Annotated in this window: 12 protein-coding genes; 6 read left to right on the forward strand and 6 right to left on the reverse strand. The window is 62.0% G+C overall.

The features are described 5' to 3' along the window. The first annotated feature begins 154 nt into the window (after positions 1-154). From AC1RAC_RS16665 to AC1RAC_RS16690, 6 genes are read left to right on the forward strand one after another with little or no spacing between them, the layout of a single operon-like run. A complete protein-coding gene (locus AC1RAC_RS16665; RefSeq protein ID WP_197900659.1) occupies positions 155-2,548 on the forward strand; it encodes a TonB-dependent receptor plug domain-containing protein in 2,394 nt (797 codons plus the stop codon). A 19-nt stretch (positions 2,549-2,567) separates the two neighbouring features. Next, entirely contained in the window at positions 2,568-3,539 is a 972-nt protein-coding gene (locus AC1RAC_RS16670) for an amino acid ABC transporter permease (RefSeq protein ID WP_181125086.1), read from the forward strand. Beyond that, positions 3,532-4,305 (forward strand): amino acid ABC transporter ATP-binding protein, encoded by a 774-nt coding sequence (locus AC1RAC_RS16675; RefSeq protein WP_034128215.1) that lies wholly within the window; start codon positions 3,532-3,534, stop codon positions 4,303-4,305. The genes AC1RAC_RS16670 and AC1RAC_RS16675 overlap by 8 nt, the downstream gene beginning before the upstream one ends. Before the next feature lie 18 nt (positions 4,306-4,323). Then, a complete protein-coding gene (locus AC1RAC_RS16680) occupies positions 4,324-5,247 on the forward strand; it encodes an ABC transporter substrate-binding protein (RefSeq protein WP_054898356.1) in 924 nt (307 codons plus the stop codon). 10 nt (positions 5,248-5,257) lie between these two features. Further along, entirely contained in the window at positions 5,258-6,841 is a 1,584-nt protein-coding gene (locus AC1RAC_RS16685) for a flavin monoamine oxidase family protein (RefSeq protein ID WP_294164679.1), read from the forward strand. Between the two features lie 11 nt (positions 6,842-6,852). Beyond that, positions 6,853-7,275, forward strand: coding sequence for a RidA family protein (locus AC1RAC_RS16690; protein ID WP_032896335.1), 423 nt, complete (start codon positions 6,853-6,855; stop codon positions 7,273-7,275). Between the two features lie 171 nt (positions 7,276-7,446). Here the strand turns inward: AC1RAC_RS16690 and AC1RAC_RS16695 are convergent, their stop codons facing one another. From AC1RAC_RS16695 to AC1RAC_RS16720, 6 genes are all read right to left on the reverse strand, one after another. Continuing rightward, positions 7,447-8,283 (reverse strand): 5'-nucleotidase, lipoprotein e(P4) family, encoded by an 837-nt coding sequence (locus AC1RAC_RS16695; protein WP_197900661.1) that lies wholly within the window; start codon positions 8,281-8,283, stop codon positions 7,447-7,449. Positions 8,284-8,342: 59 nt separating this feature from the next. Continuing rightward, on the reverse strand, positions 8,343-10,853 hold the full coding sequence (locus AC1RAC_RS16700) for a fimbria/pilus outer membrane usher protein (RefSeq protein WP_197900662.1): 2,511 nt from the start codon (positions 10,851-10,853) through the stop codon (positions 8,343-8,345). Positions 10,854-10,938: 85 nt separating this feature from the next. Beyond that, complete coding sequence (locus AC1RAC_RS16705) at positions 10,939-11,679, reverse strand: fimbrial biogenesis chaperone (protein ID WP_492616776.1); 741 nt, start codon at positions 11,677-11,679, stop codon at positions 10,939-10,941. A gap of 75 nt (positions 11,680-11,754) precedes the next feature. Next, on the reverse strand, positions 11,755-12,357 hold the full coding sequence (locus AC1RAC_RS16710; RefSeq protein ID WP_492616777.1) for a fimbrial protein: 603 nt from the start codon (positions 12,355-12,357) through the stop codon (positions 11,755-11,757). A gap of 199 nt (positions 12,358-12,556) precedes the next feature. Beyond that, on the reverse strand, positions 12,557-13,204 hold the full coding sequence (locus AC1RAC_RS16715; protein WP_054898360.1) for a response regulator: 648 nt from the start codon (positions 13,202-13,204) through the stop codon (positions 12,557-12,559). A 23-nt stretch (positions 13,205-13,227) separates the two neighbouring features. Continuing rightward, positions 13,228-16,401 carry a hybrid sensor histidine kinase/response regulator gene (locus tag AC1RAC_RS16720; protein ID WP_057975005.1) on the reverse strand — a complete coding sequence of 1,058 codons (3,174 nt, stop codon included), beginning with the start codon at positions 16,399-16,401 and terminating at the stop codon, positions 13,228-13,230. Positions 16,402-16,470: the final 69 nt, after the last annotated feature.

A 16,470-nucleotide genomic window follows, 5' to 3' on the forward strand; every position in this document is an offset into this window, starting at 1 on the left:
AGTCGTTGGACGGGAGCTCAACGTATGTTGCCACTGCAAACCCCTCGCTTGCCCCACACCTAGCCCAAGCCGCATCGCCCCTTTGACTACCGGCCACGTCGCGCCAGGCGCATGCCTGCCCGACTTTGCGATTTGGAAAAAGCTGGGAATGGATATGAAGCAAATTCTGCAACCTACTGCTGCCCTGACCCTGTCGCTGTTCGCCGCAGCAGCCCAGGCCCAGGATGACAGCACCTTGTCGACGGTCGTCGTGACCGGCAACCGTGGCGCCGAGCAGCGCACGGTCACCAGCAGCCCGGTGCCGATTGACGTGGTCAGCGCCCGGCAATTGCAAAACACCGGCAAGCCCGGGTTGATGGAGGCGTTGAGCGCGGTGATCCCTTCGCTGACCCTGCCGGAAAAAACCGGTTGGGACGCCAGCGGCATTGCCCGGGCACCGAACCTGCGGGGTTTGAGCGCCGCCGAAGTGTTGGTGCTGGTCAACGGCAAGCGCCGCCACACCAGTGCCACCTTGAATATCAACGGCATCAACACCGGCGCGGCGCCGGCTGACCTGGACCTGATCCCCATCAGCGCCATCGACCATGTCGAAGTGCTGCGCGATGGTGCGGCTGCCCAATACGGGTCTGACGCCATTGCCGGGGTGATCAACGTGATCCTCAAGGCCGACACCCGCGGTACCTCGGTGACCCACGCGGGCCTTGGCTACGACGGCAAGAAACAGACCGTGCAGCAAAGCCTCAACAAGGGCTTCGAAATCGGCAACGGCGGCATCGTGCAACTGGCCCTGGATGCACGCAGCCAGAACGATGACAACAAGGCCAGCGCCAACGGCTACAGCTATGAGCAAGCCTATGGCCTGGCGGGCAAGTCCACCTATGGCGGCTACGGTACGCCCAAGACCAACCTGCTGACCCTGGGCTACAACGCCGAGTTGCCGATCGACGACAGCCTCAGCCTCTACTCCTTTGCCACCTACTCGCGACGCAAGGCCGAGCAGGGGCAGAACTTCCGTCTGCCGACCATCACCAACACCATCACCACCGGGCCTAACGGTTACCCGGCCGGGTACACCCCGACCTGGTACATCGACGAGGACGACTTCCAGGCGGCGTTTGGTGGCAAGGGTACTGTGGGCGAGTGGGACTGGGACTTGTCTACCACCTATGGGCGCAACGAAGCGGAGCAGGGCACCACCCACAACCAGAACCCTTCCCTGGGCGAAGCCACGCCGAACAGCTTCACCTCCGGTACCTGGATTTCCACCGAGCTGACCACCAACCTGGACTTCAAGCGTGGCTTCGACATCGGACTGCAAAAGCCCTTGGACCTGTCCTATGGCTTCGAGCATCGGCGCGACACTTACGAGGTGCAAGCCGGCGATTACGCGTCTTATGCCAATGGCGGTTACTGCGTGGCGCCGGGTAACTGTGCGTCGTCCGGGGCACAGGTCACCAACGGTATTTCACCGGACGAAGAAAGCAGCGCGTCACGCAACAGCCTGGCCGGTTACGTGGATGTGGGTTTCAACCCCATGCCGGACTGGTACGTTGGCACGGCGGTGCGTTATGAGCATTACAACGAGGGCGTGGGCGCCACCCGCAGCGGCAAGCTGACCACCCGCTACGACTTCACCCCGCAGTTCGCGGTGCGTGCCACCGTGAGCAATGGCTTTCGTGCGCCGTCCCTGGCCAACAGTCTGTTCAGTGCGCGCTCCACCACCTATGGCGTCGTCGATGGGGTGTATCAGTCGATCAACTATGGCGTGCTCCCCGTGGGCTCGGCGGCGGCCCAGGCGCTAGGCGCGCAGGCGTTGAAGCCCGAGCGCTCCACCAACTTCAGCCTTGGTTTCACGCTCACGCCCACCGACCGCCTGAGCTTCACCGCCGATGCCTACGTGATCAACCTGCGTGACCGCATCACCCTTACCGGCACCTTGCTGGGCCCGGAAGTCACCCAGGTGTTGCAGAACAACGGCATCAACTCCACCTCCGGCGGCCAGTACTTTATCAACGGCGCCGACACCCGCACCAAAGGTCTGGACCTGGTCAGCAGCTACAACCAGGACCTGGGCGCGTTCGGCGCGCTGAAGTGGACCGCCGCGTTCAACTGGAACCAGACCCAAATCCTCAACTACAAGGAATCCACCCACATTCTTGGTACCTCCTACGACCTGATGGACCGCCAGGCGCGCAACCTGATCACCGGCGTGCAACCCAACACCAAGCTGATCCTGGGTGGTGACTGGAGTATCGAACGCTTCAACCTCAACCTGGCCCTGACCCGCTACGGCTCGTACAAGGAAGTGAACTCATCGGCCAATCGTGACCTGGACCGGGTCTACAACGCCCGCTGGATCACCGACCTCGACCTGGGCTACAGCCTCACCAAAGACCTGAACATTGCCATCGGCGCCAAGAACCTGTTCGACCTCTATCCCAAGAAACAAGGGGTGCCGAGCAGCACCATGGTTGCCAGCTACGGCACCTATTCGCCCTACGGTTTTACCGGTGGGTATTACTACACCCGGCTGACTTACGCCTTCTGAGGCCTGCGAGGAAAAGAACATGCCCATTGTCGCCAAACCCTATGACCTGCTGGATGAAGTCAGCGCCCAACCGCTGCGCCAGCGCCGTGCCGCCACGCCAATCAAGGCGTTGCGCGTGGTGCCGGCCCGGCACCCCTGGCGCTGGGCCGGGTCGATTTTCGCCGCGCTGGTATTACTCGCCATCGTGCACTCCCTGGCCACCAACCCGCGCTGGGAATGGGGGGTGTTCGGCCGGTGGTTCTTTTCGCCCTCGGTGCTGCGCGGGTTGGGCCAGACGTTGCTGCTGACGCTGTTGAGCACAGTGTTCAGCATCCTGCTGGGTACCGCGCTGGCCCTGGCGCGGCTGTCGGGTTCGCCGTTGCTGGCGGCGTTGGCCTGGGGCTATATCTGGTTTTTCCGGTCGATGCCGGCGCTGCTGGTGCTGATCATCCTCTACAACTTTGCCTACCTGTACGACCACATCGTGCTAGGCGTGCCGTTCACCGACCTGGTGTTCGCCGAGTGGTCGACGGTGGATGTGCTCAGCCAATTTACCGTGGCCGTCCTGGGCTTGAGCCTGATGCAGGCGGCCTACGCGGCGGAGATCATTCGCGGTGGGCTGATTGGCGTGGATGCCGGCCAGCATGAGGCGGCGGCGGCCTTGGGGCTGCCGGCCTCTCGACGCATCTTCCGGATCATCCTGCCCCAGGCGCTGCGCTCGATCTTGCCGTCGGGGTTCAACGAAATCATCGGCCTGGTCAAGGGCACCTCGATTGTCTACGTGCTGGCCTTGCCCGAGCTGTTCTATACCGTGCAGGTCATCTACAACCGCACCCAGGCGGTGATCCCGTTGCTGATCGTCGCCACGGTCTGGTACCTGATCATCACCACCGTGCTCACCAGCGCCCAGTACTACGTCGAGCGCCACTTCGCCCGGGGCACCGCGCGGGTGCTGCCACCCACGCCGTTGCAGCGCGTGCGCCGCTGGTTCAAGGAGAAGGCCCATGCCTGAAGCACGCGCCGGGCGCATTCAGATCCAGGGCGTGGGCAAGCGCTTTGGCAACCAGCAGGTACTCGATCATATCGACCTGAGCATTGACCCTGGCAAGGTCACGGTGATCCTCGGGCCGTCCGGCTCGGGCAAGTCCACCTTGCTGCGCACCATCAACCATTTGGAGAAGATCGACAGCGGGCATATCACCATCGACGGTGAGTACGTCGGATATCGGCGCAAAGGCGAGCTGCTTTTTGAACTCACCGAACGCGAGATTCTCAAGCGCCGTATCGACGTGGGCTTCGTGTTCCAGAACTTCAACCTGTTTCCCCACCTCACCGCCTGGGAAAACATCGCCGAAGCGCCCCTGGCGCACAAGCGCTGGAGCCGGCTGCAGGCCCGTGACAAGGCCGATGAATTACTCGCCAAGGTCGGTCTGGCGGACAAGGCCGACGCCTACCCGCGCCAGCTATCCGGCGGCCAACAGCAACGCGTCGCCATCGCCCGGGCCTTGGCGCTCGACCCCAAAGTGCTGCTGTTCGACGAGCCCACCTCGGCCCTCGACCCGGAACTGGTGGGTGAAGTGCTGGACGTGATCAAGGGCCTGACCCAACTGGGCGTGACCCTGGTGATCGTCACCCATGAGATCGGCTTTGCCCGCGAAGTGGCCGACCACGTGGTGTTCCTCTGCGACGGCCAACTGATCGAAGAAGGCCCGCCCGAACAGATCCTGCGCCAACCCCGACATCCCCGCACCCAGGCCTTTCTCGGCAAAGTGCTTTAGTTCAAGGAGTGACTGCCCATGTTTATCACCACTGCCCGTGTCGTCCTGTTGGCAATTGCCGGGGCCGCTGCCCACAGCGCATTTGCCGTGCAACAGGTCGACCTCAGCCCCGATCGCCCGCGCATCCATGCGCCACGCAATGAAGCGGCCATCGCGCAGATCCCGCCGGGCTTCAAGTTCGCCCAGCCGGGCAAGTTCACCGTGGCCGTGTCAGGTGTAGCCGGGCCACCGCTGGCGCTGCTGGCCAGTGACGACAAGACCACCATCGGCAGCGAGGCGGACACCGCCCAATTGGTAGCCGACAGCCTTGGCCTGCAACTCAACGTCGTGCAGACCAGTTGGGAAGACTGGCCCCTGGGCGTCAGCTCGGGCAAATACGACGCGGTGATCAGCAACGTCACCGTGACCGAGGCGCGCAAAAAGCGTTTCGACTTCGCCACCTACCGCCAGGATGTGCTCGGGTTTTACGTCAAGAGCACCAGCAAGATCAGTGAGATCAAGCAGGCGGCGGATATTGCCGGGCTGAAGATCATCGTCGGCTCCGGCACCAACCAGGAAAAAGTCCTGCTGGCGTGGAACGAGGCCAATGAGAAAGCCGGCCTCAAACCTGCGTTGTTGCAGTACTTCGACGACCAGGCCGCCGCACAACTGGCGGTGCAGTCTGGGCGCAGCGACGCACTGTTCGGGCCGAACTCGGTGTATGCCTATTCGGCAGCGATCACCGGCGGCATCAAGCGTGTCGGCACCGTCAATGGTGGCTGGCCGTTGCAGGCGGATATCGCGGTGACCACGCGCAAGGACAACGGCCTGGTGCAGCCGATCCACACGGCACTGCAGGGCGCGATTGTCGGCGGCCAATACGAGCAGGTGCTGCAACGTTGGGGCCTGGATGTCGAGCGCGTCGACAAGTCGCTGATCAACCCACCGGGCCTGCCGGACTAGGAGCATCGACATGGGACTGACACGACGTGAAGCGCTATCGAGTATTGCCGCAGTCGGCGGTGAGAAGGCGGTCAAGGACGCATTGGCGGTGTTGGGTCTGGGCCCATCGTCACACCGCCGACCGCAACCGCTGAAACTCAAGGACGACCTGGGGCAGGGCACTCGGGTTCTGGTGCTGGGCGCCGGAATTGCCGGGCTGGTCACTGCGCTGGAGTTGACACGCGCCGGCTTCAGTGTGCAGGTGCTGGAGGCCCGCGAGCGCGTGGGTGGCCGCACCTGGACCCTGCGTAACGGCGACCGCGTGGACTATAAGGACGGTCGCTCGCAGACGGTGGGGTTTGACCCAGGCCAGTATTTCAACGCCGGGCCGGCGCGCATCCCCAGCCAGCACCGCACGATCCTCGACTATTGCAGTGAGCTTGGCGTGCCGTTGGAAGTGCTGGTCAACAGCAGCCATGGCGCCCAGGTGCGGCCGGACCTCAGCCAAGCGGCGTTCAGTGTCGGCCAGGCGCTCAACGATACCCGCGGGCATCTGTCGGGGTTGCTGGCCAAAGCGGTGCAACGCGACGCTCTCGATGATGTATTAAGTGGCGAAGAGCGCACACGCCTGCTCGGTTTTTTGCAGGTGTACGGTGACCTGTCCCAAGAGTTGGCTTTTGAAGGCACCCTTCGCTCCGGGCACCTTGAATCTGCCGCCCACCCTGGCGCCTTGCCCGACCGCCGCAGGCCGTTGACGTTAGAGCGGTTGCTGCACCCGGAACTCTGGGGGGCTTTACTGCACACCGAGTTCCCGGAATTTTCGGCCACCATGTTCCAGCCAGTGGGCGGCATGGACCGTATCACCGAGGCCTTCTACCGACGCGTGCAGGAGCAGGTGCAACTGGGCGCCCAGGTGCGGCAGATCCGCCAGCTGGAGGACGGCGTGGCGGTGACTTACCACGACCAGCACAGTGGCCGTGAACAGGTGGTGCGTGCCGACTTTCTGGTCTCCACCTTGCCGCTGCCCCTGCTGGCCAAGCTCGATACGGACTTCAGCGCGCCGGTCAAGGCGGCCCTGCTCAGCACCCGCAGCGACCAGGCGACCAAGGTGGCCTGGCAATCCCCGCGCTTTTGGGAGACCGACTACCGTACCTACGGCGGCTTGTCGTGGATCGAGCACCCGGCGCGCCTGCTGTGGTACCCCAGCAACGACCTCAACACCCGCGAAGGCGTGCTGGTGGCCGGTTACGTGACCGGCGAGGGCGCCGACGTGTTTGGCGGCCAGCCCCTCGATCAGCAGTACGCCGCTTCCCGGCAAGCCGTGGAGCTGTTGCATTCAGGTTACTCCAGGCACTTGCGCAGTCCTCTGGCAGTGTCCTGGGAGCAGATCCCCTACAGCGAAGGCCCGTGGTTGCAACGTGAACACTTCCCCGCCGAGGCCCACGCCCTGCTTGAACAGCCCCATGGCCGGGTGTACTTCGCCGGCGACGGCCTGGTGCAGAGCGGCGTGGGTATATGGCAGGAATCGGCAGCCAACTCGGCGCGCCATGTGGTCGCGCAACTGGCCGAGCGCATCACCCAACAACACCAACTCGCGGCGTTGGCCGCATCCTGAGGAGCCTCACCATGAGCGACAGCATCCAACGCACCAGCGTCGGCGAGTTCCCCATCTCGCAAACCGTCACCGTGCCGGCCTCGGCCAGCCTGGTGTTTGTCAGCGGCACGCTGCCGGACCCCGCCGACCCGAAGGTGCCTGGGGTGTATGGCGACACCGAAGTGCAGAGCGTTTCAGTGTTCAACAAACTGCGCCAGATCCTGCGCCAACACGACCTGGACCTGGGCGACATCGTGCAGTTACGGGTGTTTCTGGTCGGCGCCGAAGAGACCGATGGCAAGCTGGATTTTGCCGGGTTGCAGCGCGGCTATACCCAGTTCTTTGGCACGCCCGAACAGCCAAACAAACCGGCGCGCACCGCGTTGCAAGTAGTGGCGTTGCCGTTGCCGGGGGCGTTGGTGGAGGTGGAGGCGATTGCGGCCAGGGCGGTGTGATCACACCCGTCACTCTGCGGATCGTTCCCACGCTCTGCGTGGGAATGCCGCCCCGGACGCTCCGCGTCCCATCGCCTCGCAAGCGCCACGCACTGCACAAGGTGACGCGGAGCGTCACAGAATGTATTCCCATGCAGATCGTGGGAACGATCATCATGGCAGAGGTTCCACCTACTCCTGCAACAGCAATGCCTGCTGCTTGAGCCTGCGTTTTTGCGCAAACGGCAAGCTCTCATCATCCCCATACGGCGCGCTATACCAGTTGCCGTAGCTCGGGTTGGGCAGCAGGAACCAACGCTGGCCTAGCCAATTCACATAGGGTTCGACGGCCTTGCGTTGTGCATCCAGGGTGTTGTGTTCGGCTTGCACGAAATCTCCCAGCGAGTCACCGGCCATCAACAGCACGCGGGCATGGCTGGCGACCCACTGGCGGCGGCACTGCTTGCCGTAGCCCGCGCTTTCGCAGTGGCCGATGGGGGTGCTGGCCGCCAGGATCTGTGCGTCGCTCTCAATCGGAAAGCCGCGCAAACGCAGGTTTTTGGCGGTGGCCGCGACCTGGCTGTGTTCGCGGTTGGTGAGGTAGTACACCTTGACACCTTTTTGTCTGGCCGCTTGCAGGAACGCCACGGAACCTGGCAGCGCCTGGGCCTTGGCCTGCTCGACCCAGGTATTCCAGCGATCGTAGGAATAGACCTGATTGTTGATGATGTCGCGAGCGTTGAGGGGCACGTTGTCCAACAGCGTTTCGTCGATGTCCACCACCACGGCCGGGGGCAAGCCGGCCAGGTTGCGTGGGGCAAAGGGCAGGGCGTCCCAGCTCGGGTCGGCCAGGGCGACATCCAGTTGGCGGGTGGCGTTGGCGAAGAGCTGGCGGTAGATCAGCTCGTGTTCGATGGACGTCTGGGTCCAGAGCACTGCATCGAGTTGGTCGTTGGCCGGGGGTGTTTGCTGGCAGCCTGCCAGAGCGGTGGTCAACAGGCAGACACTGGCGAATAACAAGTTACGCATGAGCAAGTCTCGCAGAGGGTAGGCGCGTGGTCAGCACAGTAGCGCAATTACCCGCACAATCAAGGCGTGCACACCAGTGACTGGCGCTCATAGTTCAGCGCCTTGTTCTGCGGTGGTAACGCATAGGTGGCACGACAATGCTGCTCACCCCACTTGATGATCAGCGTGCCCTGATCCTCTTCCACCAGTGCCAAGGCATTGCCATTCGGATCGGCAATCGCCAACTGCTTGCCATTGGCGTCTTCCAGTGAGGCACCAAACGACAGCGGTTGATGCTGGGCATCAAACAACTCAAACAATACGCGACGCCCGCTAGTGCCACTGTAATGCGCCACCACGATGGCGCCACGGCGCGGCACCAGTTGCTGGGTGGCGTTGGTGATTTCCACGTCGCCTCCCAGATCGCGAGTGTCCAGGCTGATCCAGTTGACCCGGTAGGGTTGCGCAGTGGGCACCACGGCATAGCCGTTGTACCCGGTCTCCACCCCGCTGTAGCTGCTGATCTTGGCACCAGAGACGCCTGGTACTTCGGCCAGGGCGAAGGTCTCGCTGACCGTCTGCCCCAGGTTGACGCCACCCGCATGAGCCACCACCGAGCCTGCGAGGTTGAAGTTCTGTGAGTTGTAGCCCTGGCCCTGGCTGTAACCGAGGCTGACATCTGCCACGGCGGTGCGACTGTTGACGTTCACCGAGCCTGAGTCGCCGCTGGTGTCACTGTGGCCGGCCTGCACCGAATAGAAAGTGTCGCTGGTATCGGCCACGTAGCCATTGATGCCCGCTTGGGTGGTGGTATCGCCACGTTGGTGGCTGGTGGTGACAAACGCCCGTGGCGCGCGGGCCTGGCTGCCCAGCGGGAAAGACACCGACAGGTTCACCAGCGTGTCGCTGCTCGGCTCGCCCCAGGTGACGATCTGCTTGGTGCGCGTCACGCCAAGGTTGTAGCTCAGGTCGCCCCAGTTGCCGGTGTAGCCCGCGGAAAAGCTCTGGGAGCCGCCCCGATTCCAGTAGCGTTGGTCGCTGGCGTTCACATACAGGCTGCCGAATTCGCTGTTGCGTCCGATGCTCTGGTTGATGGTCAGGTCGGTGCGGGTTTTCGAGTGGCCGGTGCGTACGCGCAGGTCTTCGCTGCTGTCTTCCACATGGTCGGTGAGGGTGCGATAGCCCTCGGTGGAGTAGCGATAGGCGGCCAGGGTGAAGTTGGTATCGGTGCCGGCAAAGGTCTTGGCGTACAAGGCGCGTACGCTGCTGCCCTGGGAGGTTCGCCCCTGGGCCTTGCTGGACGAATGGGTGGTATCCAGGGAGAACGCACCGAACGAGGTGTTCCGCCCGGCACCGATCGACAGCGCGCTGTAGTCCTCACTGGCTTGCACACCGACAATCCCACTGAGGTTGCTGGTCAAGCCGTAGGCCAGCGTACCGCTGAGAAAGCGCGGGGAGGCCAGGCCATCGGCATTGCTTTTGAACGTGCCCGCCGAGACGCTGTATTTCACCTGGCCTTCGCGCACCATGATCGGCAGGCTGGAGAACGCCTGCATCGTCACCCGGCGCGTGCCGTCGGCTTCAATCACGGTGATTTGCAGGTCACCGTTGGAGCCGCTGGGGTAGATATCGTTGATCTCGAACGGGCCTGGCGCGACGTTGGCGGTGTAGAGGATGTAGTCGTTCTGGCGGATTTCCACCGTCGCGTTGGTCTGCGCCACCCCACGGATTACGGGTGCATAGCCGCGCTCGCTGTCGGCGCGCATGCCATCATCAGAGGCGAGCTTGACCCCGCGATAGCGCACGCTGTCGAACAGGTCAGTGTCGGAGAAAATCTCACCGGCGCTGAACTGGCCCTTGATCGCGGTGACGTCATGCTGCAAGTAAGTGCGGTTGCTGGTGAAGGTGTTCGAGCGATCGGTGCCGCCGCTCAGGTTCGACTCGTTGCGCAGGCGCCAGGCCCCCAGGTTGATGCCGTTGCGCAGGCCCAGGTTATTGGCAATGCGGGTTTTATAGTCGCCGGCGGTGCGGCTGCTGTTGAGCTGGTAGTTGATGAAAGCGGCGGGCACACCGTCGTCCCACAACTGTGGGTCGACATACCCGCGCAAGCCACGCTGCATCGCCACCTGCGGGATACTTGCGAGCAGGCGCAGACGGCTGCTGTCGTAGCGCACGCTGGCGTCTTCGATCATGTCGGCAAGGGCGTAGCAGTCCTGCGGCTGCTGCGGGTCAAGTTTGCCCTCGGCCTGCAAACGGTGCAGGTCGATACCCAGTTGCTTGAGCAGGTCGAGGGTCAGGCAGGCTTCTACACGACCGTTTTTCGGGTTGCGCTTGAAATCGATATCGCGTCGGCCCACCAGCATTTCGTTGCTGTACAGGTCGACGCGGTAATTGCCCGGCAGCACGCTGTTGGCCGAGAGCAATTGCTGCAAGTCCACCGGCGACTGCGAGCCTTGCAGGAAGGTGGTGTTGAAGGTTTGCGCAGCGTCATCGGCCATGGTCAGACTGGGCAAGCTGGCAGCAATCGCCAGCGACAGCGTCTTCAACTTCAATACGCCACGTGCGGGCCTGTTGCTGGAAAGAAAAGACATGCGAAGACCTATGACATCCCTGATTGACGGACAGTCGGGCACGCAAACACGCACGCGAAGTGAGCTTGTGAGTTAGCGAAAGTGCTTAGGGGTTAAGTCGCGATTCAGTCGCATACGCCGGTAGCGCAGTGCCGCTAGACAGTGGCGCGCTGTAGTGATTCTGCGCGCCGTAATCATTGATGCTGGAAAACGACAACCGCACCGGCCCGCTGGCAACTGGAGCACTGAGCGCAAACTGTTTTTGTTCGCCGGGCGCAATCATGGTGGAGTCGCTGGCCACTACCGCCTGCACTTTGATGTCGGCCATGGACACGTGGTACAGCGTCGGGTTTTTCACCTGCAACAGGGTTTGGCTGCCGTGTTTGGCCAGCGTCCATTCAAGCTGTGCAGGGGCTTGCAGCGCGCTGCCGGTAAGACCGGCAGGGCGGTAAAAAATCTTGATGCGTTGGCGGATGGCCAACTGCAAGGTGTTCTCGGATTCGCTGGCTTGGGGGATTTCCTGCACATTGAGCCACACCACCGACTCGCGGTCCGTGGGCATGCCGGTGCCCTCATACAGAATGCGCAGCAGTTGTTGTTCCTTGGCGAATGCCCGGGCCAGTGGCGGGGTGACGGCAAACGGTGCACGGCTGGCGCTGGCGTCGTTCATGTCGACCCAGGATTGAATCAATACATCCTGGTTACCGTTACGCACGGTGATGTTGGCTTCCTTGTGGTCACCGTCAAACACGATACGGGTGGCATTCAATGAAATGCTGGCGGCGGCCTGGGTAGCCATGAGCAAGCCCAGCAGCCCCAGACATGCGGCGATAGAACGAGGCGGCATGAGGGTTATCCGGTGTAATCAGAAGACAATGGCGAGGCCGCAAGGCCTCGCGCGTTCGGTGCCCGGGGCGCCGAATTATTCGTATTGCAGGATGAACGGCAGGGTGGCGTCACCGCGACCGGCGGTCGACGAACCCGCCGCTGCGGTAGTGACGTAGGCGGCCGCGAAGCTCAGGGTGGCGTCGCCGCCTTCAGTACCGGCACCGTGCATGGTGCTTTCAATGCGTGCGGTGCTTGGCGAGCTGAGGTCAATCAGACTGCCCTTGCTGTCCAGCAGGGCAATACCGACGTTTTGTGCAGTGGCCGAACCCGGGTTCAGGGCCAGTACTTTTTTGCCGGTGACCAGGCCGGAACCGCCGTTGTTGGCGTCAAAGATCATGGCGACCTTGGTGCCCTGGTTGCAGTTGACGTTCAGGTTGAAGTCTTTGGCGGTCACACGACCTGCGGTTGGGTTTTCCGCGGTGCCCATGTCCTTGATCGAAACGTTGCCCATGTCCACCGAAATGGTGCGGTCGGAGTTGGCGCCGTCCACCGAGCACGCGTCGTTGTTGATCACGCCGGTGAAGGTGATTTTGCCGCTGCCGCCCAGGGTTGGCGCTGCTGCTTCACCTTCGGCGAATGCACTGCCGGAGGCCCCGATAATAGCCGAGGCGATAACAGCCAGGGAAAACTTCTTCATGATGATGTCCGTAAGGTTTAGTTGGAAAAAAAGTGCTGTTGTTGAACTGCGAGCAAAGAGTAGGCGACGAGGCGGTAGGAGCGAATAAGACGATTCTTATAAGCGCTGGGGCGGGCAGGTTATTTGCACGGTTGCAGCAGTGAAGAGCCAGAAAACAAAGGGCGAAGCCATTGTCCAGAAATGGCTTGCAAGTTATGCGTTAGTTGAAGATGTTACGTTCCAGGCAATAAGCAAGAAGGTCCTGGTCGCTGCTCACTTCAAGTTTGCGCATGGCCGATACTTTTTGTGCGCTGATGGTCTTTGAACTTCGATTCTGGCGGCGCGCAATGTCACTCACGCTCATGCCGGAAATAAACAGGCGCAGGATCTCGAACTCTTTGGGTGACAAACTTGTAAAGCGCTCGTCAATTGCCGTGAGGGTCTCTATCACCGAGGTCTTTGGCGGCTCCAGGCTGCGATAGTCGCTGTCTTGGGCGATCGCCTTGAGTGCCAGTTGAATCTCGGTATGCAACTGGCTTTTCTGGATGATGCCGACCACGCCCAGCTCTTGCAGGCGGGTGAGGATCAGGTGGTTGGAGATCATGGTCAGGATGAGGATCTGTACCTGCGGGAAGTGCCGTTTGAGGTACTCCACCAGCTTCAGGCCATCGCCATAAGGCGAGTCGCCCGGCATGTTGTAGTCGGTAATCACGATGTCAGCGCCTTGATGCTGCAACAGCTCGATCAGGCCGGCCGAACACACGGCCTCGCCGACGACTTGAAAGCGCATGTCACGCTCTACCAGTTCGCGAACGCCAAGCAACACGATCGGGTGATCGTCCGCGATTACCACGTTGAATTTTTTCATAAAGGGCCGTCCGTAGTGCCAGTTCAAGTGAGTGAAGAGTGCCCGAGCTGGAGAGTCTCCAGAACGGCCGACAGACGCTGCATCACAGTCTTCACCTTGAGCTCAAGCGTTGTGTCGAGGCTGCCGCGGTTAAGTGCGCTTTCCAGTTCGATGCAGGCCTGGGCCAGGCTGAGCGCCTGCACTGCGCCCAGAGCGCCGGCGATCGAGTGCAGCAATTGGCCGAGGCCATGAGCATCACGCTGGACCAGGGCCGCGCCGATGCGCTGCATATCCTGCTGCACGCTGCTGATGAACAGCGGGCGCATCTTGTCCGACAGTTGCACGCGATCGTCGAATACTTGGGCGTCAGGCTCAACCGGCGACTTGACCTTGCACAGTTTGATCAACTGATCGCGCAGGGTTTGCAGGCTCAAGGGCTTGACGATCCAGGCGTTCATGCCCACTGCCAGGCAACGTACGCCTTCCTCGCGCATTGCATTGGCGGTCACGCCGATAATCGGCAAGTGTGGATCATGCTCACGCAAGGTTCTGGCCAGTTCATAGCCATTCATCAACGGCATGTTCACGTCGGTCAGCACCAGGTCGAAGGCCTTCGGTTGCCATAACTGCAACGCCTGTTCACCGTTGGCGGCCAGGCTCACCGAGCAACCGAGCGCCTCCAGCTGTTCCTTGATAATCGCCTGGTTGACCGGGTTGTCCTCGGCCACCAGGATGCGCAGCTCTAGCCGCCCGGCGCTTTGTGGCCGGGTCGCCGTGGGTTGCTCGTGCCTGCCGTGCTGCGCCAGTGATACGGTGGCGGCGATGGTGCGTATGTCGTGCATATCCACCACCCAGCCTTGGGCTGTGTGCAGCGGCGGGCTGTGTGCACCGGGCAGGCAGAGCACACGTTGGCCGGGCCATGGCTTAGGGGGATCGCCGGGTAACAGTTCTACCAGTACCGCGTGGTGACTGTCTTTGTCCTGGGTGGTCGCGGCCAGGGCGGCGGTGATTCCCAAGCGGTTGAGCCAGTCACTCATTGCCTGCGCCAGTTCGCGTACCGGTGCCTGCACATACACCGGCGTCGAGCTGGGCTCGATCAGCGGCAGGTTGGTCAGTGCACCACAACACAGTGGCAAGCGCATTTTCAGGGTAAAGCTGCTGCCCAGCCCGGGCTCGCTGACCACGCGGATTTCGCCGTCCATCATCTGCGCCAGCCACCGGCAAATCGGCAGGCCAAGCCCGGTGCCGCCTTCGCTGGCGGTGTCCGGTGCCTGGTAGAACAGATCGAAGAGCTTGGCCTGCTGCGCCTCGGCAATGCCAACGCCGGAATCGGTGACTTGCCATTCCAGGTCGACATTATTGGCGTCGCTGCCCACCACCCTGGCACGAATCACCACGCACCCAAAGTCGGTGAACTTGATGGCGTTGCTCACCAGGTTATTGAGGACCTGGCGGATGCGCATCGGGTCGCCCATCAGGCAGTTCGGCAACTGCGGGTCGATGCAACTGTAAAGCTGCAACCCCTTGCGCCGGGCGAAGGCGGCGTAGGTGTGCAAGGTATCTTCGAGCATGTCCAGCGGGCAGAAATCCACGGCTTCTATCGCCATTTGCCCGGACTCGATCTTCGAGACATCCAACACATCACTGATCAGTTGGAACAGTGTGGCGGACGAACGCTGGATGGTGTGCAGGTACGTTTTCTGGTGCGGGTCGAGGTCGGTCAGGCCGAGCAATTCGAGGGTGCCGAGCACGCCATAAAGCGGCGTGCGGATCTCATGGCTCATGGTTGCCAGGAACAGCGTCTTGGCCTCGCTGGCCGCATCGGCGGCATGACGTGCCTCTTCCAGGGCCTGGGCGTCTTCGATGTGCCGGGTGATATCGTTGAATGCATACAGGCGTACGTCTTGAGCCTGATAGCGGGTCGACACAAAGCCGATCTGCAGGTGCCGGCCTTCGATCTCCAAGTGCGTCTCACCGCTCTCGGCGCCATCTTGCTTACCGGCCATTGCCTCCACCAGGCGTGAGGTGCCCGGCCACTGCTGGGCGCGCTGGTTCTCGATCAATACCCTGCCATCGCTGCGTCGCACAACGCATAACCCAGTGGGTGCGGTGTCGATGATCACGCGGCTGAACGCCACGCTTTCGGCGATGCGTTCGTGGGCCAGTTGTGCTGGGGTGATCACCTGGCGTCGATACCATCGGCTGCCAGCCCAACCCAGTGTAATCAGGCTGAACAGCACCAACGCCATGGTGCTCAACGGCCACAATGCGGAGTGAAAGAAGTGCGAGTAGTTCAGGCCATAGACCGCGCTCCAGGGCTGGTCGCCGGCCTCGGTGACCTTGAATTCAAAGCCGTCGGCCGTGAAATGCACACCATCGCTGAGCTGCGCCTGGTTGGCTGGCCCAATCAACCGGTTACCGTCAGGGCCAATCAGGGTAAAGCGATCAAACGCCGAGTGATTCAGCGCGCGCTGTACATCGTCGACCTGCGACACGTCGAGCAGGGTGCCGATCACGGCCTGGCCCTGGGCGTCGAGTGGCAGGCCGATGTAGGCCAGCAAATGTTCGGGTTCGGGGCCGGCCTGCCAATACACCCGATTCTGCTCCAGTGGCTGCGGCGCCTGTGCAAGGATTTGCTGCACGGCGTTGACCCGGGCCACCGGGTTGTCGGTATCCTCGGGGCTTTCCCGGTGCTGATAGCCCACGGACGGAATGGTGATGGCGTAGTCGGCCTGGCGATTGAGCAGGAAGGTTTGCGGCGCCTCGTACGGCGAGGAGGACCAGAAGGCGCTGTAGTAGCTGGTCAAGTGCGCACCCAGGGCAAAAATCGGCGGCCTCGCGGCGGTGCTGATCTGCTGTTCATCGAACTTGACGCTGAAGGGCACCGAAAACGAATACTTCTGGCCCTCGTACAGCGTGCGACGGTTGTCGACCATGCGGCTTTTGAGGCTGACCTGCACGTTGGTGGCGTGCAGCAGTTCGGCCTGGATGCCGGGGTGTGTCAGGCTCTTGAGGTAGGTTTGCTGTTCTGCGAGGTTTTCCATCAGCCGCGCAAAGTGAAAGCGCATCGCGCTGTAGCGAATTTCGACGCCCCGGTGCAGAGACCAGTAATTGGTCAGCATCAGCAGCAACGCGATTCCCATCAACACCATCAAGCCTTTGTTCAGGCGCAATGAGCTGCGGGTAAAGGCTTCGAGAATCGCGTTATTGTGCTTCATCAGGGGTTTCCGCAGGCGCAGGATAAATCGGCACTGGATGGAGCTTACTCCTTATGATCGTGGCCGCCA

This window comes from Pseudomonas sp. GW823-FHT02F05 (assembly GCF_058797315.1).

Bases quoted from the DNA above. Each gene is read 5' to 3' on its own strand.
- AC1RAC_RS16695 (WP_197900661.1), bottom strand. From the start codon at position 8,283: ATGCGTAACTTGTTATTCGCCAGTGTCTGCCTGTTGACCACCGCTCTG.
- AC1RAC_RS16685 (WP_294164679.1), top strand. From the start codon at position 5,258: ATGGGACTGACACGACGTGAAGCGCTATCGAGTATTGCCGCAGTCGGC.
- AC1RAC_RS16675 (WP_034128215.1), top strand. From the start codon at position 3,532: ATGCCTGAAGCACGCGCCGGGCGCATTCAGATCCAGGGCGTGGGCAAG.
- AC1RAC_RS16700 (WP_197900662.1), bottom strand. From the start codon at position 10,853: ATGTCTTTTCTTTCCAGCAACAGGCCCGCACGTGGCGTATTGAAGTTG.
- AC1RAC_RS16665 (WP_197900659.1), top strand. From the start codon at position 155: ATGAAGCAAATTCTGCAACCTACTGCTGCCCTGACCCTGTCGCTGTTC.
- AC1RAC_RS16715 (WP_054898360.1), bottom strand. From the start codon at position 13,204: ATGAAAAAATTCAACGTGGTAATCGCGGACGATCACCCGATCGTGTTG.
- AC1RAC_RS16705 (WP_492616776.1), bottom strand. From the start codon at position 11,679: ATGCCGCCTCGTTCTATCGCCGCATGTCTGGGGCTGCTGGGCTTGCTC.
- AC1RAC_RS16710 (WP_492616777.1), bottom strand. From the start codon at position 12,357: ATGAAGAAGTTTTCCCTGGCTGTTATCGCCTCGGCTATTATCGGGGCC.
- AC1RAC_RS16720 (WP_057975005.1), bottom strand. From the start codon at position 16,401: ATGAAGCACAATAACGCGATTCTCGAAGCCTTTACCCGCAGCTCATTG.
- AC1RAC_RS16670 (WP_181125086.1), top strand. From the start codon at position 2,568: ATGCCCATTGTCGCCAAACCCTATGACCTGCTGGATGAAGTCAGCGCC.
- AC1RAC_RS16690 (WP_032896335.1), top strand. From the start codon at position 6,853: ATGAGCGACAGCATCCAACGCACCAGCGTCGGCGAGTTCCCCATCTCG.
- AC1RAC_RS16680 (WP_054898356.1), top strand. From the start codon at position 4,324: ATGTTTATCACCACTGCCCGTGTCGTCCTGTTGGCAATTGCCGGGGCC.